Here is a 17,109-nt window from a genome sequence, read left to right on the forward strand (position 1 = left end):
AATACTAACACTTAGCAACCTAAATAAAGTAAAATGAAAACAATAGCAATCACACTGAATATATTGCTACTCTTTGCAGCAGCGATGTGCGGCTCAAATTCGGAAGAGAAAAATTTAGCAGGCATTTCAACTTTCAAGAAAGCTGATGATTCGTGCCTCATGACCTTTACTGGTGAAGATAAAGGAAAGTTTTTTACCGAAGAATTGATTTCTGAACTTGCCAATGGAAACAAAATTACTCCCGACCATTACGAACGCCGTCACATGTTTAGATTTTCCTGGAAAGAAGATGGTCTGGTTCATTTCATTGGGTTTGATGATATGGAAACAGCAGAAAAACTACGACTAAAAAGGAATGATAACAACAAAGACATTTCCAATCTGGTCGTGGACTTCACTAAGAATACTTACCGGGATAAAACTCCCGAAGAAGTAGAGAAATTGAACAAAATGATCAATGAAGAACTTGAGAAGTCAAAAGATGAAAATGCCAATGCAAATTCGAATAAGACCCTCCAAAATACAGTCATGTCAATGCAACAAAATTCATACATTACCTTGGATACAAAAGCTGATTATGCTGTTTACAACAAGAAGGGCTTTGGTGTGTACGTCGTCGTGGGCGAAGTTTTACTGTCTTTGAGCGCACAAGTAGGGCCTTATGGATCTGTCGATGAAGAAAAGAGTATAGCACTTGCCACAAAGCTGGCAAATAAAGTAGCCGCAGTATGCAACTGATATGTATTATTGCTGCGCTCTTAATTACGGCAGATACTTTTATTCGTGAAGTGAAAAATGACACTGATCAAGATAAAGCAGTACAAAACATAGAAAGAAACTTTGCTCAGCTTAAAGTAGGTGAGGAAATAGTTTTTGACCAAACTAATATGGCTTATGCTACGCTAATGGCGTATCCCAATCAGTTGCTTTTTACGGTGATGGATGAGGAAGGGCAAAATCTTACCATCACCTTTGCAGGAAAAGGCATTTCACAAAGAAAGCCTAACGAGCTTGTTTTCAATTCTCCGGGATTGTTTCATGGATTTTCAGAGGAAAATGATGTGTTTTTTATAGCATTTGCAAAATTGGTTGCAGACCGAGAGCCAGGACAGCTGAAGTATGAGAGGCACCTGCCACAGCTGATCATGGAAGGGGTACTGAAAGTGATTTCTTGGACAGACATTAATTTTGAGTTTACTTTTGAGGGAAAGCTGGGAGAAGAAAACCAAGTGAACTCTCCAGATAGGTGGCTACCATTCTCTGGTTGTATTAAGGCTACTTCTTATCAGCAATTCAAGGATTAAAGATTGTTTTAAACATTCCAATTTCAAAAAGCGAAATAATTATAAGAGAATAGGAAAAGGAGTAGCTATTATACCCAATTCCTTGCTCGATCTCAATATATTTTCCATTAACTATTCCTAGCATTTTCACGCCGTTTCGATACTAATTATCGAGCACCTGGGATTGCTGTGCTTAGTCCAAATCAAAACTACATGCAAAAACAAATCAAACTTCTTACATCCATTTTTCTCTTTCTCCTAGGGATGAATGTAGCTGCTGCCCAAGATTGGACAGGGACTTGGACCTCTACCAATGGTGACCTTAGGTTACAGCAAGTAGACAACTTGGTATTTGGAGACTATGCAAATGTAGGTGTACTATACGGAGGAATCAGTGTAGACGCATCCGGTAAGAGATTTATAGAAGGTACCTTTGAAAATTATAGCATTAGAAAGACTGGCGTTTTCAAATTTCGATTTGACCCAAATGACCCTGAAAAATTCATTGGAGAATGGACCTTTAATTCACCTACAAAATGGGAAAGCTGGACTGGGAAAAGAATGAATAAAACCAAGCCTACCTTAAAAAGCTTCTACCGAGTCACGGGGAGATCCCATGATAAAGACTGGAAGATCATCAATGAAAATTATGATGTTCATTTCAAGAAAGATGGGATTTTACATTTTCATACCAAAGGAATCAACAGCGCCTACAATTTTTTTCTACCCAAGGGAGATTGGGAAATTGAGGTGAAAAAACCTGGATTCAAAGATTACAAAGGAATCATTGAAGTAAGAGACAGGTATCCCAATGCCAATCAGTACTTTTTGCATCAATTTCAACTGATACCTGTGGGCAATGTCACGGTCACCGCATTGGATAGGGCTACTATGCCGCGAGGAGCAGACCTACATGTAGTAGAAGGTGAATTCAATAGAAACAATTTATCAGATGCACTTAGGAATGCTAGCTCAAATAACCAGGGAAAAACATACGTGGTATTGGACAATAAGGGAGAGCTTGGGTACATACAGCTATCAGGAAATCCACCCAATGCCGTCAGTAATCAGTTTAGAAAGATCACCAATTATCCAGCATCAGCCCCAATATCTTTTAGTATCTCTCCTGATGCGAGTATGGTAGCTAAAGTCCACAGGTCAGGTGCTGTCAATACAGATAAGTTGGAAATATACAATCTTGAGGGGATTCTCCAGGGGTCAGTTTCTCCACAAGAATTGAGGGATATGGTAGCCAAAAGGAGTATTCCACTGAGAAGAGGAGAGTCTGTCGACATCAGAAAAGTGTCCTTTCGGAACAATAATGACCTTGTCGTAGATGCAGACGCTGTATTGAGTGGAAGTGGATCTACGCTCAAATGGGCTGTAATTCTGAGGTTCAATAAGACTACTAAGAAATTTACACTAATCGAATCAATTCAAGGAACCACAGGTAGTTTCACGGAAGCTAATTCTAGAATCGAATTGGCCAATAAGACCAAATACCAATTCGAAGCTGACAAAACTTCCCAAAAACTCAAATTTAACAACCAGCAGATAGCAGTTCAAAGCAATATAAGATTCGAAACTGGTGATTATACCACACTTAATCAATAGCACTAAATACAACGATCATGAAAATACTTCTAAACAATTTTCTAATTCTCCTGACCCTATTAGGTGTATCATGGAGTTTGGTAAGCTTTATTCAACAAAATGGCATTGATGACAAATATAATTTCTCGGGAAGCTATAATAGAATAAGAGGGACTGAGTCCTGTATATTTACCGCGCACCAAACGGGCAATAAGGTCGTCGGGAGAATGAATTTTTTTGACCCAAGAATTCAGGGAACTTATTCAGGGACAATCACAAAAGGTGTAATTGAAGCGACGATCACCTGGGAAGTTGTCCCTGATCATTTGAAAAATGTTAAACTCTTAAGACTTCAAAAGTTCACTGGAAGGGATTACCCGGAACTCGCTTTGTTTGATAATCCGAATTACAAAACCAATAATAGAGTTCGACCAAAATTAGTCTATGCTTTAGAGAAAAAAGCAAACACAAATACAAGTACAACCAATGTCGCTGTCACACCTAAAAAAAGCAATGAAACTGTAAAGATTCGAGTTGATTACAAGTTTATCTATTTACCCTCAACAGCCGATTGGCCAAAAGAATTTTTGAGCGAATTGAAAGTGTATAGACCAGATTTGGCACTTTATGGAACAGGCAGTATCAGAGCGGATAGAGAAACCGCATCTGGCACAACAGAAATTAAAAGCATAGGAAATTTACCAAACAGGGTATTTGATATTCCAAAAGGAAGAGCTACTACAAAAAGTGTAAGGTTCTACTATGATAGCAAGAAGAATCTAGCTTGGGGTAAAAACAAAAGGTTCTATAACTTCTCCAAAGATGGAGAACTACCAGCCACATATCAACACACTGACAAACAACTGGTAGAGGTAAGTAAAAAGGGAGTGGGTGTAAATCCTTCTGCGGTAAAAGAAATCAATAATTTCACACCAGAACACATTATTAAAGTCGATTTCAAAAGGGAGTTTTTAGTAAATAGAGCGGCTTTGGAAGGCAAAACTGAGAGGGTATTGATTTCTGCCCATTCACACTTGTCTCACAAGTTACCCGTAAGAGACATTGTGTTTGGTAATCAACATAGAAAAGTATATTTGCATGAGCTAGGTGTAATTAACAAACTCAATAACAAAGAGAAATTCCAAAACGACATTCATGATGCGAATAACAAAAGAATAGGTGTTTCTTTAGATCCTCCTATTTATTACTTCACCGATGTAGATAATGGTCCAATGATCGCATTCACTATTGAGGTTATTGATGAAAATTAAAGAAACTTGTTCAAAAGGTTTAATTTATAAATAGGAGGTCAACCATGAAATGGAAGTTTTTATTGATTTTGGTAATCATTGAGGTAAAATCATTTGCACAAGACATCACCCTTACCACCCATGACTCCATAGAATAAGGTCTCTTTTTTGACAAAGTATTGATCTATAATTATTCAGATCAATCGGGTAAATCCAGCGAAATCTGGGTTTACCTGAATACTTGTAACCATCGAATGTTGTTTGACCATTCATCATGGGGGAAGGAGATGAAATGATTCACTATATGATTGCTCAGCAAGATGGTTCTTGCCTGACATTTGGGACAGCTGCAGAAGATTCCACAAATAGAAAAAGAGCTAGGGTTGATTCGATTTATCTTGAAACAATTGAGCCTAATATCGATTTTCCAAGGTCTGATGAATACCTGATCTTTATTTCAATATCATCAACGCTTCCTGAGCGTTTTGGTCTGAAGGCCAAAACTTATGAGTTAGAAAAAAGAATGGGCATAAATGCTCAAGAATCTATGACGATTTCACCTTCTGAGTTTTGGAGTGCCTTAGTTAAACAGTTAGCTGAGAAGTACTAGTTCTCGAATGGTTGGCGTCATCCTAAATAAATATGGTTCAATCATTTAAAAATTGTTCGTTTATTACCCAAATCGCCTTGAGTGAATCGAGCCAATTGAATCAAAATCCATATTTAAGTTTCTAAAAATTAACATCAATATTTATGAAATACCTTGCTTTAAACACATTGATCTTCCTAAAATTCCTTCCGACTGTTGCTCAGCAGGATAGGGAGGAAGATAAAATATAGATAAATGGCCAAATTGATGCATTTATTGAGTCTTGGAATACGCATAATTTTGATAGGTTTTCTGATTAAACAACAGAAGATCTAAATTGGGTAAACCTTGTAGGACATTGGTGTAAAGGCCAAGATCAAAATTTAAGGCATCTAGAATCACTTCATAGGTCAATTTTCAAGGAAGTTACGTATCAGAAATTTTCCACAAGTATCCAGTTTATGACTGCGGATGTCGTCGTCGCGCATGTGTTTTGGAGCCTTGGAGCTTTTTTTTCACCAGATGGAATAGATCGGGTACCAATAAGATGGAAGATGATGAAGAGTTAGGGACTTTTGTAATGCATAAGAAAAATGGAAAATGGTAAATCACCGCTGTACATAACATGGTGATCAATCAAAAAACAGAGAAAAGTAAAATTAAAGTGTGAACCTTTTTTAGGAAGAGACACTAATGGACATTGGTTAAGAGGTTAACTTTTATTTCCATAAAATACTTCCTGTGGTGTAAATGCGGATAATCACATGTCTTATATAGTTTAAGATTATTTGTGTGCCAATTCCGAAGAAAGTAAAAAGCTACCCATTTAAACGTAAATAGTATGCTTTATTTTGATCCAAATAAGTCTACGTAATGCGAAGCATATCAAGCTTATATTTCATTAAAAAATGGCTGAAATATTTCTGAGCACGCTGATTTTCCACCGATAGGGCAGTGGATCTATTCATCAAGGAATGATTAAACTTTTAAAATGGTCTTATCATTCCTCAAAAGGCAGTATGGCTCACAGTGCCTTTAGAGCTGAAAAACTAACAAAGTTTCAACAAGAATCTTTGAAGTTGTCGGATGACTAGGACATACAAAGGTTTGAATTTGACAAAATCAAATAATTATTTAGCTGGAAGTTTGATAATCATTGTGTTCGATTGAATCGTTAGAATTGTCCTTTTTTCGCATCATAAAAGCGACCCACAAGGATAAGATTGAAGTGAGGAGCCATAACATGTCCACTGTGAAGATTTGAATTTGATCGCTATTAAATGTCTTCCATAGCCAATTACCTGTTTGGTAGCCATTAGAAATTGGAATGGCCAAGCCGAGAATTCCACCTGAAAGCATGCTCCACTTTGTGATTTTGAAGTTGTCTCGCAGTGCTACCAATATGATTGATATAATCAACCAACTGTAAAAGTACCAATGATAAATAAATTCCAGTGGACTTAATTCACTTGCTGACATCGATAGCTTTACGGCTAGGAATGAAATGGCTGTTACAGGATACATGCCTAAACAAATTGCCATGTAAATCCATACTAACCATTTGTTGAATTTCCTTTTTATATCAGGTGTACTCTTTTTGTCTCTAGCAACCAACCAAATCAATACACCAGAAAGTATGACCACGCAGGAAACTAATCCTAAAATGAAATATACTATTCGTAAACCTAGTCCCCCAAAGTCTCCAAAGTGTAACTTTCTTAATACATCATTAGAACCCTGTAAGTAACTGCTTGGTCCATACGGATCAACTTCGTATTCAGGAGTCAAGTCTCCAGCTTTGAAGATCGCCTTGCCTTTACCTGTAAATTTGGAAGCAGGTAAAGGAACTCCTTCTATGATGATTCGCATGTTTTGATCTCCATAAGCAAAGAGTGAAATGGAACGTAATTCGAATTCTCCCCAACTTTTTTGAACTTCTTCCACATAGAAATTAAGGTCTGGTACATTGTCTAGGGTTTGGAAACTGGGTTTATATTCAGGAACGCCAAAGCCCATATCTGCATACATGGATTCTTGATCACCTTTATAGATGATAGAGAGCACTGGAGGTGCCAATACGGTTGTACCAATGATTAGGAAGACACCCGTTAAGGCAAAGATAAATTGATAAGGTAAGCCTATGATCCCAAGTGCCGTATGGGCATCTGTCCATAGGTTCTTTAATTTGGCCTTTGGTCGGAATAGGTAGAAATTGCTGATGATTTTATCCCAATGTATCCAAACCCCAGTGATCAGCGCAAAAAGGAAAAAAAATGAAACAATTCCAGCGAATAGGTAGCCTGATCTTCCATACAGATTCAGTTGAGCAAAGAAATGTAACCTGTATAAGAATTCCCCCAAAGTATAAGCACTCTTGTATTCGGAAGTGCTGTAATCATTAAGGTTCATATAAAAGAATGCTCCTCTTTGTCTTGATTCATCTAAGGTGTCCTTTGGTGCTGATAGGCTGACGTTGATACGTTGACTGATTTTATGTTGACTTAGTGTGATATCACGGAATTTTAAGTCATGATCTAGGGCTAAATTCTCAACCAAAGCATTGATGTCTGTTTCTAAGAATACACTTTCTTTTGCAGGCTCATTTCTTTCCCAGGCTTCTATATCATCTCTAAAAAACGAATAAGAACCAGCGAAGAAGATCACATACAGTGCAGCACTTATGATGATACCACTGATGGTGTGGGTGTGAAATAAAATGTTGTAGTTCCTGATATTCATAAGATGGGGCTATAAGTTTGTCCTAAATAGATACCTAATGTAAATAGTAGGGTGAATATCAAATACCATCCCCAAATCTTCCATGCGTTTTTTGAAAGGAAAGCAAATACCATTAAAAATGCCCACAACAGAAAGCCAGCAAATCGAAGACTCATGAGCATATTCACATGATCAAGCCAAAAAGATAAGGCTATGAATAAAGAGGTCGTAACGCCATAACCACCTATAAGACCTGCTGTAATTTTCAGGATACGTTGATGCCAAGATGAAAGGTGTTTTTTATTTGCGGGCATAGCAATTAAAGCAATGTTTCAAAACTCAAACTGATAATAAAGATTAAGGAAAGGTTCTTCAAACCAAAGATCTCTAAGGGGCTTAATAAGATTACCAAACTACCTGTTAACATCAGTGACAAAATAAAAGACAGGGAACCTGACCCTACTCCCAAATGATAGATGTGGGTAATCAAAGAAATGATCAATATGCTTACACCTATCAGTCTGCTTTTCATTGGATTATCTTGAGACCAGGAAACTAGTCTTATATTTGAAGGAATGACTATTCTTTTTGAGCTAAGGTAATTTAGTAAGAAACCCAAAGCCGTGATTGTAATCATGATTGTATACATTTTCAAAGTATGGTTTGTATCTATGATAATTATATTTTGAGGAAGAAGAATAGGTTTATTTTGACTGACAAAGAGGGTATCCCGCAAGCATGTCAAACTTGCGGGAAAGTAAAAGATCAATTAAAAAGTGAGTCAATCTTAATAGTTGCACATCTCCAGACACTTTCATAGGCATTGCCATGATGCTCTCCTGATTCTTTGCTGCTTTTTGTAGCCTCTAGCATGTAGCTGCCCTCCCAAGGGGTTTCTAGCGATATCTTTCCATTGGCATCAGATTGGAAAACCTTTGTCCAACCAGAAGGGCCTGTAAGTTCAACTGCGACATTGGGCTCAGGTGTTCCTTTAAAATACACGGTGAAAATATTTTTATCATGAGGAATAAGTTTTAAGTCTATGTTTAAGTGCTCATGATTAAGTTTATTTTTGGTATTTCCAACTTTTACAATACTTGTGGTATTAAACTGATAGAGGGTTTTTCCTCCTAAGTCCTTGGCCTCATGGCTGATGAATATTTGATGCAATCCTTCTTCAGTTGGTGTGAAATATGCCAAATAGTGATTCTCCAATGGACTGGTTTCTATCTTTTGTTTTTTTCCAGAAGGAGTGACCAGCCAAAGATCAAAGTTTTTTACGTCCGAATACCAATCAGCTATAGGTTCAATATGTTGTTCGGCATACTCTCCATAGAATATTTTAATTTCTTGTTTGATTTTGAGCTGACCGTTTGCGTCTGTCTCTATCCATAAAGCATGAGACGATGCACTTCCTACAAATGCGAGGAAAGTAACCAGTAGAAGGTTGATTTTCTTTTTCATATTTTCTTTTGTGATTTATTTAGTAATTATTGTTTGAGTAATGAGGAAATAGCAAGCTGAATTTTTGCTTCTTCAAGGAAGCCTTTTAGCCTATAGAACTCTTCTTCCTTTAGGGTAAACTGAATGGAAGGATCAAAAGTCTCTAGCAATACCCTGTCAATACCGTCAAAGAAGGGGAAGTAGTGCAACTCAAATTCTATGTATGACACATACTGAGTGAATGCTTCAAAATCAAGAGCGTTCATTTGTATCATGATTTGGTTGTACAATAAGCTGTACTTGTCACAATGTTCACAACGGGTTAGTATAAACCCCTCCCTCATAAGAATGACTTCAGTTTTACATGTGCCCATATGAATTATTTTTATTTAGATTAAGTATTAATAAAAACAAATATAAGAAGAACTACACTTGTCCGTCATATTATTTAGAATAATTTTAAATAAAATTTTTCTATTAACTTTGAAATATCATAGAGAAATGAAAGAGATTCTATATGCTTTTCAATTGACCAAAAGTGGATTACTAATAAGGGAATCTAAAAGAGTTTTCCTGAGTAGTCAATCAAACAATATAGGGTAATCTTAGAATCTAAGGCTGAGGTTTGCTGCAAAATTCATTGGTGCTTGTGCCACTCCCCAAAATGACCAATATTGTTCATTTGTTATATTGTTAAGCTTTAAGCCAATTCTCCAATTCGTTTGATCATAGAATACAGTTGCATTCCATAGCGTATAAGAAGGAATGGTAAATACATTGTCAGTAAACATGTAAGTGCTTCCTACATGGTTACCTCCGAAACCCAGGCCAAAGCCTTTCAACTTATGCTGGAAAGTATATGAAGCCCAGAAATTTGCCACATGTTCAGGTGCATCATTGGCCTTGTTACCTGCTATGGATTCATCACTTGCCTTGTTTATTCTATTGTCATTATAAGCATAGCCTGTAACAAGGTTTAGCCCAGTGATTGGATTGGCGATAAGCTCAAAATCAAGTCCTTTACTTACTTGTTGGCCATCTTGTATGGCAAATCCATCTGCATTTATACGAACAGCATTGTCAATGGCGATATTATAATAACTGATTGTGGTACTGAGTTTTTTTTCAAAAACTTCAGCTTTGATACCTCCCTCGGATTGGGTGGCAAAAACCGGGTTTATGGATAATTGTTGGCCGTTTGGCTGCATCCTGGGAGCCTGATTTTGGAATCCGCTCATGTAGTTACCGAACACAGAAACCCTGTCTTTTAGCACTTGGTAAGCAATCCCTACCTTAGGTGCTAAGGCTGTCTGCTCAAAGCCGGCAACATCGCCGTCATCAGGTCTTTTGAAATGATCCAATCTCAAGCTTAGCATAGTGGATAAGCGGTCTGTTAATTGAATGACATCTGCGATGTATGCACTGTGCGTAAGATCATTGTGGCTATGCCAGCCTGGGAAAAATCTCGGTATCAATTGCGAATCCATTTCAAATCTTCTAAGTGGTCTGAAATCATTGGTTACATTGACAGTATCAATAAAACCATCTGTTGTGGAGTATTCACTTCTGGAATCAAATGCCCTCAGATTAGCACCTATAAGTACTTTGTGGCCAATGTTACCTGTCTGGAATTCACCGTTGAAGTTTTGCTGTAAGTTGGTGTAGTTTGCATAGATGGGCCCCCACATACCAACCGATCTGGCGACTTCAGTTGGGGAGATCCATGTTGGCTGAGCTTGGTAACTATGCTTGACATCTTCATTGAGGAAGGAAAGCAAAGTGGTGGAAGTCCAGTTTTTACCCAGTTGGTATTTGGCTTGAGCAAATAGCTTTGTTGCGGCAGTTTGTGAGTCTGCATCTTCATGGTATAGGGATGTTCTATAACCAATTTGAAGTTGTCTGGGGCTGGTAATTCCAGCGTTGGGGGCATACCTGGAATATTGCGGTCTGGTACTGATTGCATTGAAATATTCCAAGTCCAAGGTTATAGTTAGTCGCTCAGAAGCCTTGTACAACAAACTCGGAGCAATGATGAAGGTATTGTTGAAACCATAATCCATAAAACTTTTTTCACGGTTCAGGGCTGTATTAACCCGTAGTAATACTGTATTATCTTCATTTAACGGCGTATTTACGTCTGCAGCAATGCGGTGCAGGTTAAAGCTTCCTGTTGTATAGGTAATTTCGGTTTGCCTTTCTTCCATAGGCGCTTTTGTCACCAAGTTGACTACTCCTCCAAAAGAAGATACATTGGCACCAAACAATGTTGCAGATGGGCCTTTCAATATTTCAATTCGCTCAACATTTGCAATGTCAAGACTGGATCGACCCGTGGCCGCTTCCATGCCATTTCTGGCATTGATTCCTGTACTGAATCCCCTGAATGTTGTCCCAAATCCACCGGATGCATAGGTGATGGGAACTACGCCTGGTGCATTTCTGACAGTCTCCCCGATGTCTGTGATGACCTGCTCCTTTATCAGTTCTTTGCTCACCACATGGTAAACTTGCGGGTTCTCCAAGTTCTCCAATGGCATTCTGGCTACATAATGGGTGTTTTTGTTAGCCAAAGGATTTATTTTCGAATCAGTTACGGTAAACTCCACCAAGTCACTTCCATTTTCCAAAAGGCTTAAAGGGGGGATGTTCAGCACCTGTCCTTTTTCCAGTTTGAGTTGGATTTCTTTTGTTGCATAACCCAAATGGGAGATAACCAAAATGTATTTCCCTGGGGATACTTGATCAATAGTAAAAAGACCTTCTTCATCGGTAAGTGCACCTTTGTTTTTGTCTTTGAGGTGAACATTGGCAAAGGGGAGGGGCAGTCCTTTTTCAGTGAGCATTTTTCCTTGGATTGCGGCCGTGTTTTGCTGGGCTTGACTACTTGATATCCATATTATATTGATCAAAATTATCAAGTAGAGCGTAAATGATTTCCTGTCTGCTGTCTGCAGCCTGCAAATTAATGTCTTCATGTTTGTTTGAGTTAGCATTGAGGATTAGTGGAAAATTGGTTTTGGGCTTACTGTATCCACCCGTTGAGTCGTTTAAATTCTCCTATAAAATGCGGTATGCAGAACAACTGAACTGCATTTAATAGAGAGGGTATAAGCGTATTTTTTAGATTTACCTACCGAGTGATTAAAATCGCTTTTGCCCAGAGAACTCCATGGCATCTCCTTTACCAATGCCATAACTAATTCCTAAAGTGATAAACCTTCCAGACATTCCAAGTCTGTTGAATTCAAGGTCTTCTCGAGATGAAACAGCCCTAAACCTTCTGGTCGCAAAAACATCTCTAACGCTTAAGTTTGCTACTGCCTTTCCCTTGAGTAGTTTTTTGCGCAAGCCTAAGTCTAAGAAGTAATTGTCCAGTATATCAAGTTGCAGGGTTTCATAGGCAGATTCATATGTCCAGGTAGCTTCGAAGTCAAAGTTTGCTGGTAATTTCATCTTTCCCATAGCCCTTGAAGTCCAGCGGTCACCAGAGAATCCAAAAGTTTCTTGGTTGTAAGTGCCTTTTCTGGAAAAAGCATTGTAGTTCAAATCAATATCGATTGTTGCCCAGTCCCATGGGGTGTATTTGCTGTTGAATTCCAAGCCTGTTGTTCGGCTTAGGCCTACATTATCTGGTTTTCTAATGCTTATATTGTCTTCCACAGTCAACACTTCTTCTATTACATTGGTAGTAATGCGCTGATATACCCCTATATTGAAAGATACTTTGTCCAAGTGATAGATTGAGGTCACTTCATAAGAATCAGTGTATTCAGGCACTAAGTTTGGATTGCCTGTATAGATGTTGAAATTGTCCTGCAAAGCAAAAAAAGGATTCAATTCCCAGAGCCCTGGTCGGAATATTCTTGCAGAGTAGCCCGCCTGCAGGGAGTATTTGTCTGAAAATTTGTAGGAAGTATGCACCGTAGGGAAGAGATCACCATAGCGTTGTCTATTTTTCTCTTGTGTTTCTTCAAGTCGGGTATCCAGAGCTGTATATTCAAACCGTAACCCAAGTTTTGCTCCCCATTTGTCTTTCTCTCTGGAAATGGTACTATAGAGTCCCAATACATCCTGATCGAACACAAATACATTTGTGAAATTTGGATCAGGAATCCATTCATCTTCAAGTTGATCAAGGACAGCAAAGTCGTTGGATACGCCATTGATAACATACTGTGTTCCCGTTTCAAGCTCATAATAGGATGAAAATGGCCTGGTGTAATCTAATTTAAAGGTATAGATGCCTTCTTTATAATCTGTATTCAATTTTTGTAGAGCATTGGGTATGTTTCCTAGGATAGTATTGTTTTGAAAATCTGAGACCTGATCTTTTCGGAAGAATGCCCCAGTGGCACTGGCCAAGAGGCTGTGATCGCCTGACTCATCAAAATCCTTTTTAACTTGGAATTCCCCTTGCCATTTTGGGTTGTCAGCATAGGAGTCTTCTTTTCTGTACCAAATATCTGTAATGGGACCCTCTAGGTTTTTGAGTGTATAATCACTTTTGGAGTCAGTGGTCTCCTTTTCATAAGCAAATTGACCTGAAAGACTGATGACTGTTGAATTATTGATCCGATAGTCAGTTCCAAGTATCAAATTATAAAACTCCTCGTTGAAGTCTCTATCACTCAGTGTGTGTAGTTCTGAGTTGTTTACAATGTCCCTATTCAAAGTCTCATTGTGATGTGGAAAGGTTCGGTAGCCCACACCCAATTGCGCAAAAAGGTTGACTTTATCTGTCCTTTTGTTGAGACTTAGACCAAGGCTGTGATTGTTTGGAATCCCGGTGTTGAGGGTTATGGAACCATTTAAGTTTTTCTCTCCTTCTTTTTTGAGGATGATATTGATGATGCCTGAAGTACCTTCAGCTTCGTATTTGGCGGAAGGGTTGGTAATGACTTCAATGCTTTCGATCATGTCAGCAGTGATGGTGCCCATGATATTGCCCTGCTCACTTGCTAAAACGGAAGGTTTACCATTGATAAGAATGCGAACACCTTGACTTCCTCGCAGGCTGATCTGTCCTTCAATATTGACACTTACTGAAGGGATATTGTTCAGTATTTGTAATGCACTAGCCCCAGTACTGCTGATGTCTTGACCAACATTGAAAACTCGCTTGTCCAATTGAAATTCTATACGAGATCTTTCGCCTTGAATCACCACCTCATCCAAAGTCTGGCTATCTTCTTCCATAAGGATAATACCGAGATTTATTTCGTTTAAGTTTGTGTTAGGGCGCTGAACCTTTTTTGTAGTATAGCCAATGAAGCTGATCTCCAAGTAAAACGATTTGGAAGTAGTTGAGATCGTAAAGCTACCATTTTCAAAACTTGTGGTTCCAGCTAGCATTTCATGAGTTTCACTGGATCTAAGCATTACTGTGGCATAGGCAACAGGCTGGTTTGTATCTTTTGATTTTAAAATCCCTGTGATATTAAATGCATCTTGTTGGGCAATTGATGATGTACCATTGATCAACATCATTCCAATTAAGAATAATTTTATAATGGTTTTCATGATTTTGGATGTTTAGCGCATACCTAAATAATGGCTTTATGTATGCTATTTGTGAGTGTTGAAGTAAGGATTAGTTTGTGTGGGACGACCGACCTTTTGCCTGAGAGAAAGACTGATCATTGTTTTAGCTTAGAAAGCTTGTCCGAATCAAAATTCAAATTTCTTCAACCTGAATTTGAAAGGTTCAAATGGTGTTGATTAGCACCTATGGTGAAGCTACTTGGTTTGTTTTAGCAAACTTGTTTTAAAATTTGAAAGCCATTGAAGCTAAGATTCTCCTTGGCATTTGTGGTTCTATGGTCGTCCATCCTCCCCAATATTGTTGATTGGTAAGGTTGTCTATTTTTAGGCCTAACCTGTAGTGAGTTGTGTCATAGAATATAGTTGATCCAATTACGGTATATGCTGGTAGGGTGAAAATTCCAGTAGCTTGAGAATTAGTGATGTGGTTTTCAGAGGCGTAGTTGAAGCCAGCCCCAAAGCCTAGACCTTGAAGTCTTGAATTGCTGATGCTATAACTTACCCATGCATTTGCTAAGTTTTCTGGACCAGCTGATACAGGACGTCGACCATTGATCCCCTCAGCTGTTCGATCATTTCTGCTCTCGTTGTGGGTAAAACCAACCAATATGTTTAATCCATTAATTGGATTAGCAATCACCTCAAATTCTAGCCCTTTGCTGGAAATATTGCCATCCTGAATACTAAAACCAATTCGATCTGGGTCAGGTCTGGTTACATTCTTGACATAAATGTCATAATAACTAACACTTCCTGTTATTTTACCATCAAAAAGTTCTGTTTTGACCCCTAGCTCCCATTGGTTAGCATGCTGCGGATTGAAAATTTCAACAGATCCATCAGGTTGAGTGATTGGGGCAATATTTTGAAAACCATTCATATAATTCCCAAAAATGGATGCCTTTTTTTTCAGGAATTGATAGACAAGACCAAGTTTTGGCGATAGGGCTGTTTGCATGTATTCTCCACTTGTGGTGTTAGTCCTTTGGTTGTATGAGCCTTTATTGTCAAACCTATCTAATCGCAGGCTCATCATGGCCATCATGCGTTCAGTCAAATTAATTACATCTGAGAAATAGGCACTGTAGGTATATACATTGGTTTCAATTTTAGAAGGGTTTTGGTTGTTCGCTAAGCGTGCATTTAGGGCATACCTGGTAAGTTGAATGTATCTGGGATCTGCCCTTAAAGTACTAACAGTATCAAATGGAATGTATGCTGAGTTGTTATTTAATCCTTGCTGATGGAAATAATCTAAGCCCACGACAAGTCTATTTCTTAGTGAACCAATACTGAAGTCTCCAATAAAATTTTGTTGGATAGTAGTAACTAAGTTTTTGGAATCTTGAAGGCTGACATACCTCGTAAGTAAGGAGTCTCCTGGCATAGCAAACATGGAGTACTGGTAAAACCCTTCTGCCTGCCTTAGGCTTCTAGAGATATTGGTTTGAGAAGTCCATTTAGAAGAAATTTTATAATTTGCTTGTGCATAAATATTTGTCGTTGGGGTTTGTATAGTAATGTCATTGCTTGTGTAGGACCTATTGAAATCTAGTCCAAGTCCCGCTGGGGAGTTAGCTGTTAAAGGTCTAGATCGGTTGAGGAATATCATCAGTGGATTGGTATTTTCAGCCTGATAAAATTCTGTTTGTACTGAAAATGATAACCTTTCATTTACGTTGTAGGATAGGGAAGGAGCTAAAAATTTGCTTGTTCTAAACCCAGCATCTAAAAAGCTGTTTTCATGATGATAAGCCGCATTCATACGCAAATGAACTTTTTCACTGTCTCCCAGTGGCGTATTGATGTCTGCCGTAATCCTGTTTAGACCAAAAGTACCTGCTGTATAAGAAATTTCACCTCCAAAGCCTTCGTAAGGTTTTTTGGTGACTATATTGATCAAACCTCCAAAGGAAATAATACTCCCACCAAATAGGGTTCCTGAAGGTCCTTTAATTGTTTCAATCTTTTCTATATTGGCAGGGTCTGGACTACCATTTGATATGCCTGCAACGCCATTCATCAGGCTTGGTTGTACACTGAAGCCCCTCATGGAATAATATCCTGCACCGTCACCCCCTCTTCCTGTAGCACTCCAGAGCTTATGAACTCCAGTAGCATTCTTTAATGCATCGTCAAAACCAACAATTTGTTGCTCTCTCATCAATTCTTTCGTGACCACATTATAAACTTGTGGGTTTTCAAGATTTGATAAGGGCATTCTGGCTGGATATTCTGATGCCTTTCCATCAAAAGGATTTATCTTTCCGTCGCTAACTACTACTTCTGTCAGCTGATTTCCATCCTCTTGAAGTATTACTTCAATTGGGTAATACGTTTCATGTGTACCTATGACCACCTCACGCTCTTGTGATTTATAGCCTACATAAGAGAAAATCAAAGTGTGATTTCCAGGTTTTAACCCTTTGATTTCAAAAAACCCCATTTCATTAGTAGTTGCACCAATAACCGTGTTTTTTAGCTTTATGCTCACAAATGGTAAAGGTTCCATTTTATTGTTTTTCACCACACCACCTATATTGGTTTGGTGCTGTGCCATTACATTTTCGGGTAAATGTAGGCTGATGAGAATGCTTAATGTCAGCAGGAGAAGTTTTTTTAACTCCACTGTGTTGTGTAATAATCTATTCATTTTTTATTTGGATTAAATCTAAATTAACACAAATGTATA

13 protein-coding genes are annotated in these 17,109 nt (G+C 38.3%); 5 read left to right on the forward strand and 8 right to left on the reverse strand.

Annotation, left to right across the window (positions count from 1 at the left end; all coding sequences use genetic code 11):
- The first annotated feature begins 33 nt into the window (after nucleotides 1-33).
- From MM214_RS02990 to MM214_RS03010, 5 genes are all read left to right on the forward strand, one after another.
- The gene (locus MM214_RS02990; RefSeq protein ID WP_241291829.1) at nucleotides 34-738 is read left to right on the forward strand and encodes a hypothetical protein; all 705 of its coding nucleotides are present in this window, start codon (nucleotides 34-36) and stop codon (nucleotides 736-738) included.
- Nucleotides 729-1,304 (forward strand): hypothetical protein, encoded by a 576-nt coding sequence (locus MM214_RS02995; RefSeq protein ID WP_241291831.1) that lies wholly within the window; start codon nucleotides 729-731, stop codon nucleotides 1,302-1,304. Before MM214_RS02990 ends, MM214_RS02995 begins: the two co-directional genes overlap by 10 nt.
- Nucleotides 1,305-1,496: 192 nt before the next feature.
- On the forward strand, nucleotides 1,497-2,897 hold the full coding sequence (locus MM214_RS03000) for a hypothetical protein (RefSeq protein WP_241291833.1): 1,401 nt from the start codon (nucleotides 1,497-1,499) through the stop codon (nucleotides 2,895-2,897).
- Between the two features lie 17 nt (nucleotides 2,898-2,914).
- The gene (locus MM214_RS03005) at nucleotides 2,915-4,147 is read left to right on the forward strand and encodes a hypothetical protein (RefSeq protein WP_241291835.1); all 1,233 of its coding nucleotides are present in this window, start codon (nucleotides 2,915-2,917) and stop codon (nucleotides 4,145-4,147) included.
- A 253-nt stretch (nucleotides 4,148-4,400) separates the two neighbouring features.
- On the forward strand, nucleotides 4,401-4,736 hold the full coding sequence (locus MM214_RS03010; protein ID WP_241291837.1) for a hypothetical protein: 336 nt from the start codon (nucleotides 4,401-4,403) through the stop codon (nucleotides 4,734-4,736).
- A gap of 1,113 nt (nucleotides 4,737-5,849) precedes the next feature.
- On the opposite strand, the gene MM214_RS03015 is transcribed toward MM214_RS03010, so the two are convergent.
- From MM214_RS03015 to MM214_RS03050, 8 genes are all read right to left on the reverse strand, one after another.
- On the reverse strand, nucleotides 5,850-7,454 hold the full coding sequence (locus MM214_RS03015; protein ID WP_241291839.1) for a PepSY-associated TM helix domain-containing protein: 1,605 nt from the start codon (nucleotides 7,452-7,454) through the stop codon (nucleotides 5,850-5,852).
- A complete protein-coding gene (locus MM214_RS03020) occupies nucleotides 7,451-7,747 on the reverse strand; it encodes a hypothetical protein (protein WP_241291841.1) in 297 nt (98 codons plus the stop codon). The genes MM214_RS03015 and MM214_RS03020 overlap by 4 nt, the downstream gene beginning before the upstream one ends.
- Nucleotides 7,748-7,752: 5 nt before the next feature.
- Nucleotides 7,753-8,070 (reverse strand): hypothetical protein, encoded by a 318-nt coding sequence (locus MM214_RS03025; protein ID WP_241291843.1) that lies wholly within the window; start codon nucleotides 8,068-8,070, stop codon nucleotides 7,753-7,755.
- 128 nt (nucleotides 8,071-8,198) lie between these two features.
- A complete protein-coding gene (locus MM214_RS03030; RefSeq protein ID WP_241291845.1) occupies nucleotides 8,199-8,897 on the reverse strand; it encodes a DUF4198 domain-containing protein in 699 nt (232 codons plus the stop codon).
- Nucleotides 8,898-8,923: 26 nt separating this feature from the next.
- A complete protein-coding gene (locus MM214_RS03035) occupies nucleotides 8,924-9,250 on the reverse strand; it encodes a DUF6686 family protein (RefSeq protein ID WP_241347866.1) in 327 nt (108 codons plus the stop codon).
- A 231-nt stretch (nucleotides 9,251-9,481) separates the two neighbouring features.
- The gene (locus MM214_RS03040) at nucleotides 9,482-11,851 is read right to left on the reverse strand and encodes a TonB-dependent receptor (protein ID WP_241291849.1); all 2,370 of its coding nucleotides are present in this window, start codon (nucleotides 11,849-11,851) and stop codon (nucleotides 9,482-9,484) included.
- A 166-nt stretch (nucleotides 11,852-12,017) separates the two neighbouring features.
- Nucleotides 12,018-14,396: an outer membrane beta-barrel family protein gene (locus MM214_RS03045; RefSeq protein WP_241291851.1), complete on the reverse strand. Its 2,379-nt coding sequence runs from the start codon at nucleotides 14,394-14,396 to the stop codon at nucleotides 12,018-12,020.
- A 244-nt stretch (nucleotides 14,397-14,640) separates the two neighbouring features.
- Nucleotides 14,641-17,070: a TonB-dependent receptor gene (locus MM214_RS03050; RefSeq protein ID WP_241291853.1), complete on the reverse strand. Its 2,430-nt coding sequence runs from the start codon at nucleotides 17,068-17,070 to the stop codon at nucleotides 14,641-14,643.
- Between the last annotated feature and the right edge of the window lie 39 nt (nucleotides 17,071-17,109).

The organism is Belliella kenyensis, from assembly GCF_022549675.1.
Lineage (GTDB): Bacteria > Bacteroidota > Bacteroidia > Cytophagales > Cyclobacteriaceae > Belliella > Belliella kenyensis.

What these genes read in the sequence shown, in the direction of transcription:
- MM214_RS02990 (WP_241291829.1), top strand. Translation starts at nt 34, where the DNA reads ATGAAAACAATAGCAATCACACTGAATATATTGCTACTCTTTGCAGCA.
- MM214_RS02995 (WP_241291831.1), top strand. Translation starts at nt 729, where the DNA reads ATGCAACTGATATGTATTATTGCTGCGCTCTTAATTACGGCAGATACT.
- MM214_RS03000 (WP_241291833.1), top strand. Translation starts at nt 1,497, where the DNA reads ATGCAAAAACAAATCAAACTTCTTACATCCATTTTTCTCTTTCTCCTA.
- MM214_RS03005 (WP_241291835.1), top strand. Translation starts at nt 2,915, where the DNA reads ATGAAAATACTTCTAAACAATTTTCTAATTCTCCTGACCCTATTAGGT.
- MM214_RS03010 (WP_241291837.1), top strand. Translation starts at nt 4,401, where the DNA reads ATGGGGGAAGGAGATGAAATGATTCACTATATGATTGCTCAGCAAGAT.
- MM214_RS03015 (WP_241291839.1), bottom strand. Translation starts at nt 7,454, where the DNA reads ATGAATATCAGGAACTACAACATTTTATTTCACACCCACACCATCAGT.
- MM214_RS03020 (WP_241291841.1), bottom strand. Translation starts at nt 7,747, where the DNA reads ATGCCCGCAAATAAAAAACACCTTTCATCTTGGCATCAACGTATCCTG.
- MM214_RS03025 (WP_241291843.1), bottom strand. Translation starts at nt 8,070, where the DNA reads ATGATTACAATCACGGCTTTGGGTTTCTTACTAAATTACCTTAGCTCA.
- MM214_RS03030 (WP_241291845.1), bottom strand. Translation starts at nt 8,897, where the DNA reads ATGAAAAAGAAAATCAACCTTCTACTGGTTACTTTCCTCGCATTTGTA.
- MM214_RS03035 (WP_241347866.1), bottom strand. Translation starts at nt 9,250, where the DNA reads ATGGGCACATGTAAAACTGAAGTCATTCTTATGAGGGAGGGGTTTATA.
- MM214_RS03040 (WP_241291849.1), bottom strand. Translation starts at nt 11,851, where the DNA reads ATGAAGACATTAATTTGCAGGCTGCAGACAGCAGACAGGAAATCATTT.
- MM214_RS03045 (WP_241291851.1), bottom strand. Translation starts at nt 14,396, where the DNA reads ATGAAAACCATTATAAAATTATTCTTAATTGGAATGATGTTGATCAAT.
- MM214_RS03050 (WP_241291853.1), bottom strand. Translation starts at nt 17,070, where the DNA reads ATGAATAGATTATTACACAACACAGTGGAGTTAAAAAAACTTCTCCTG.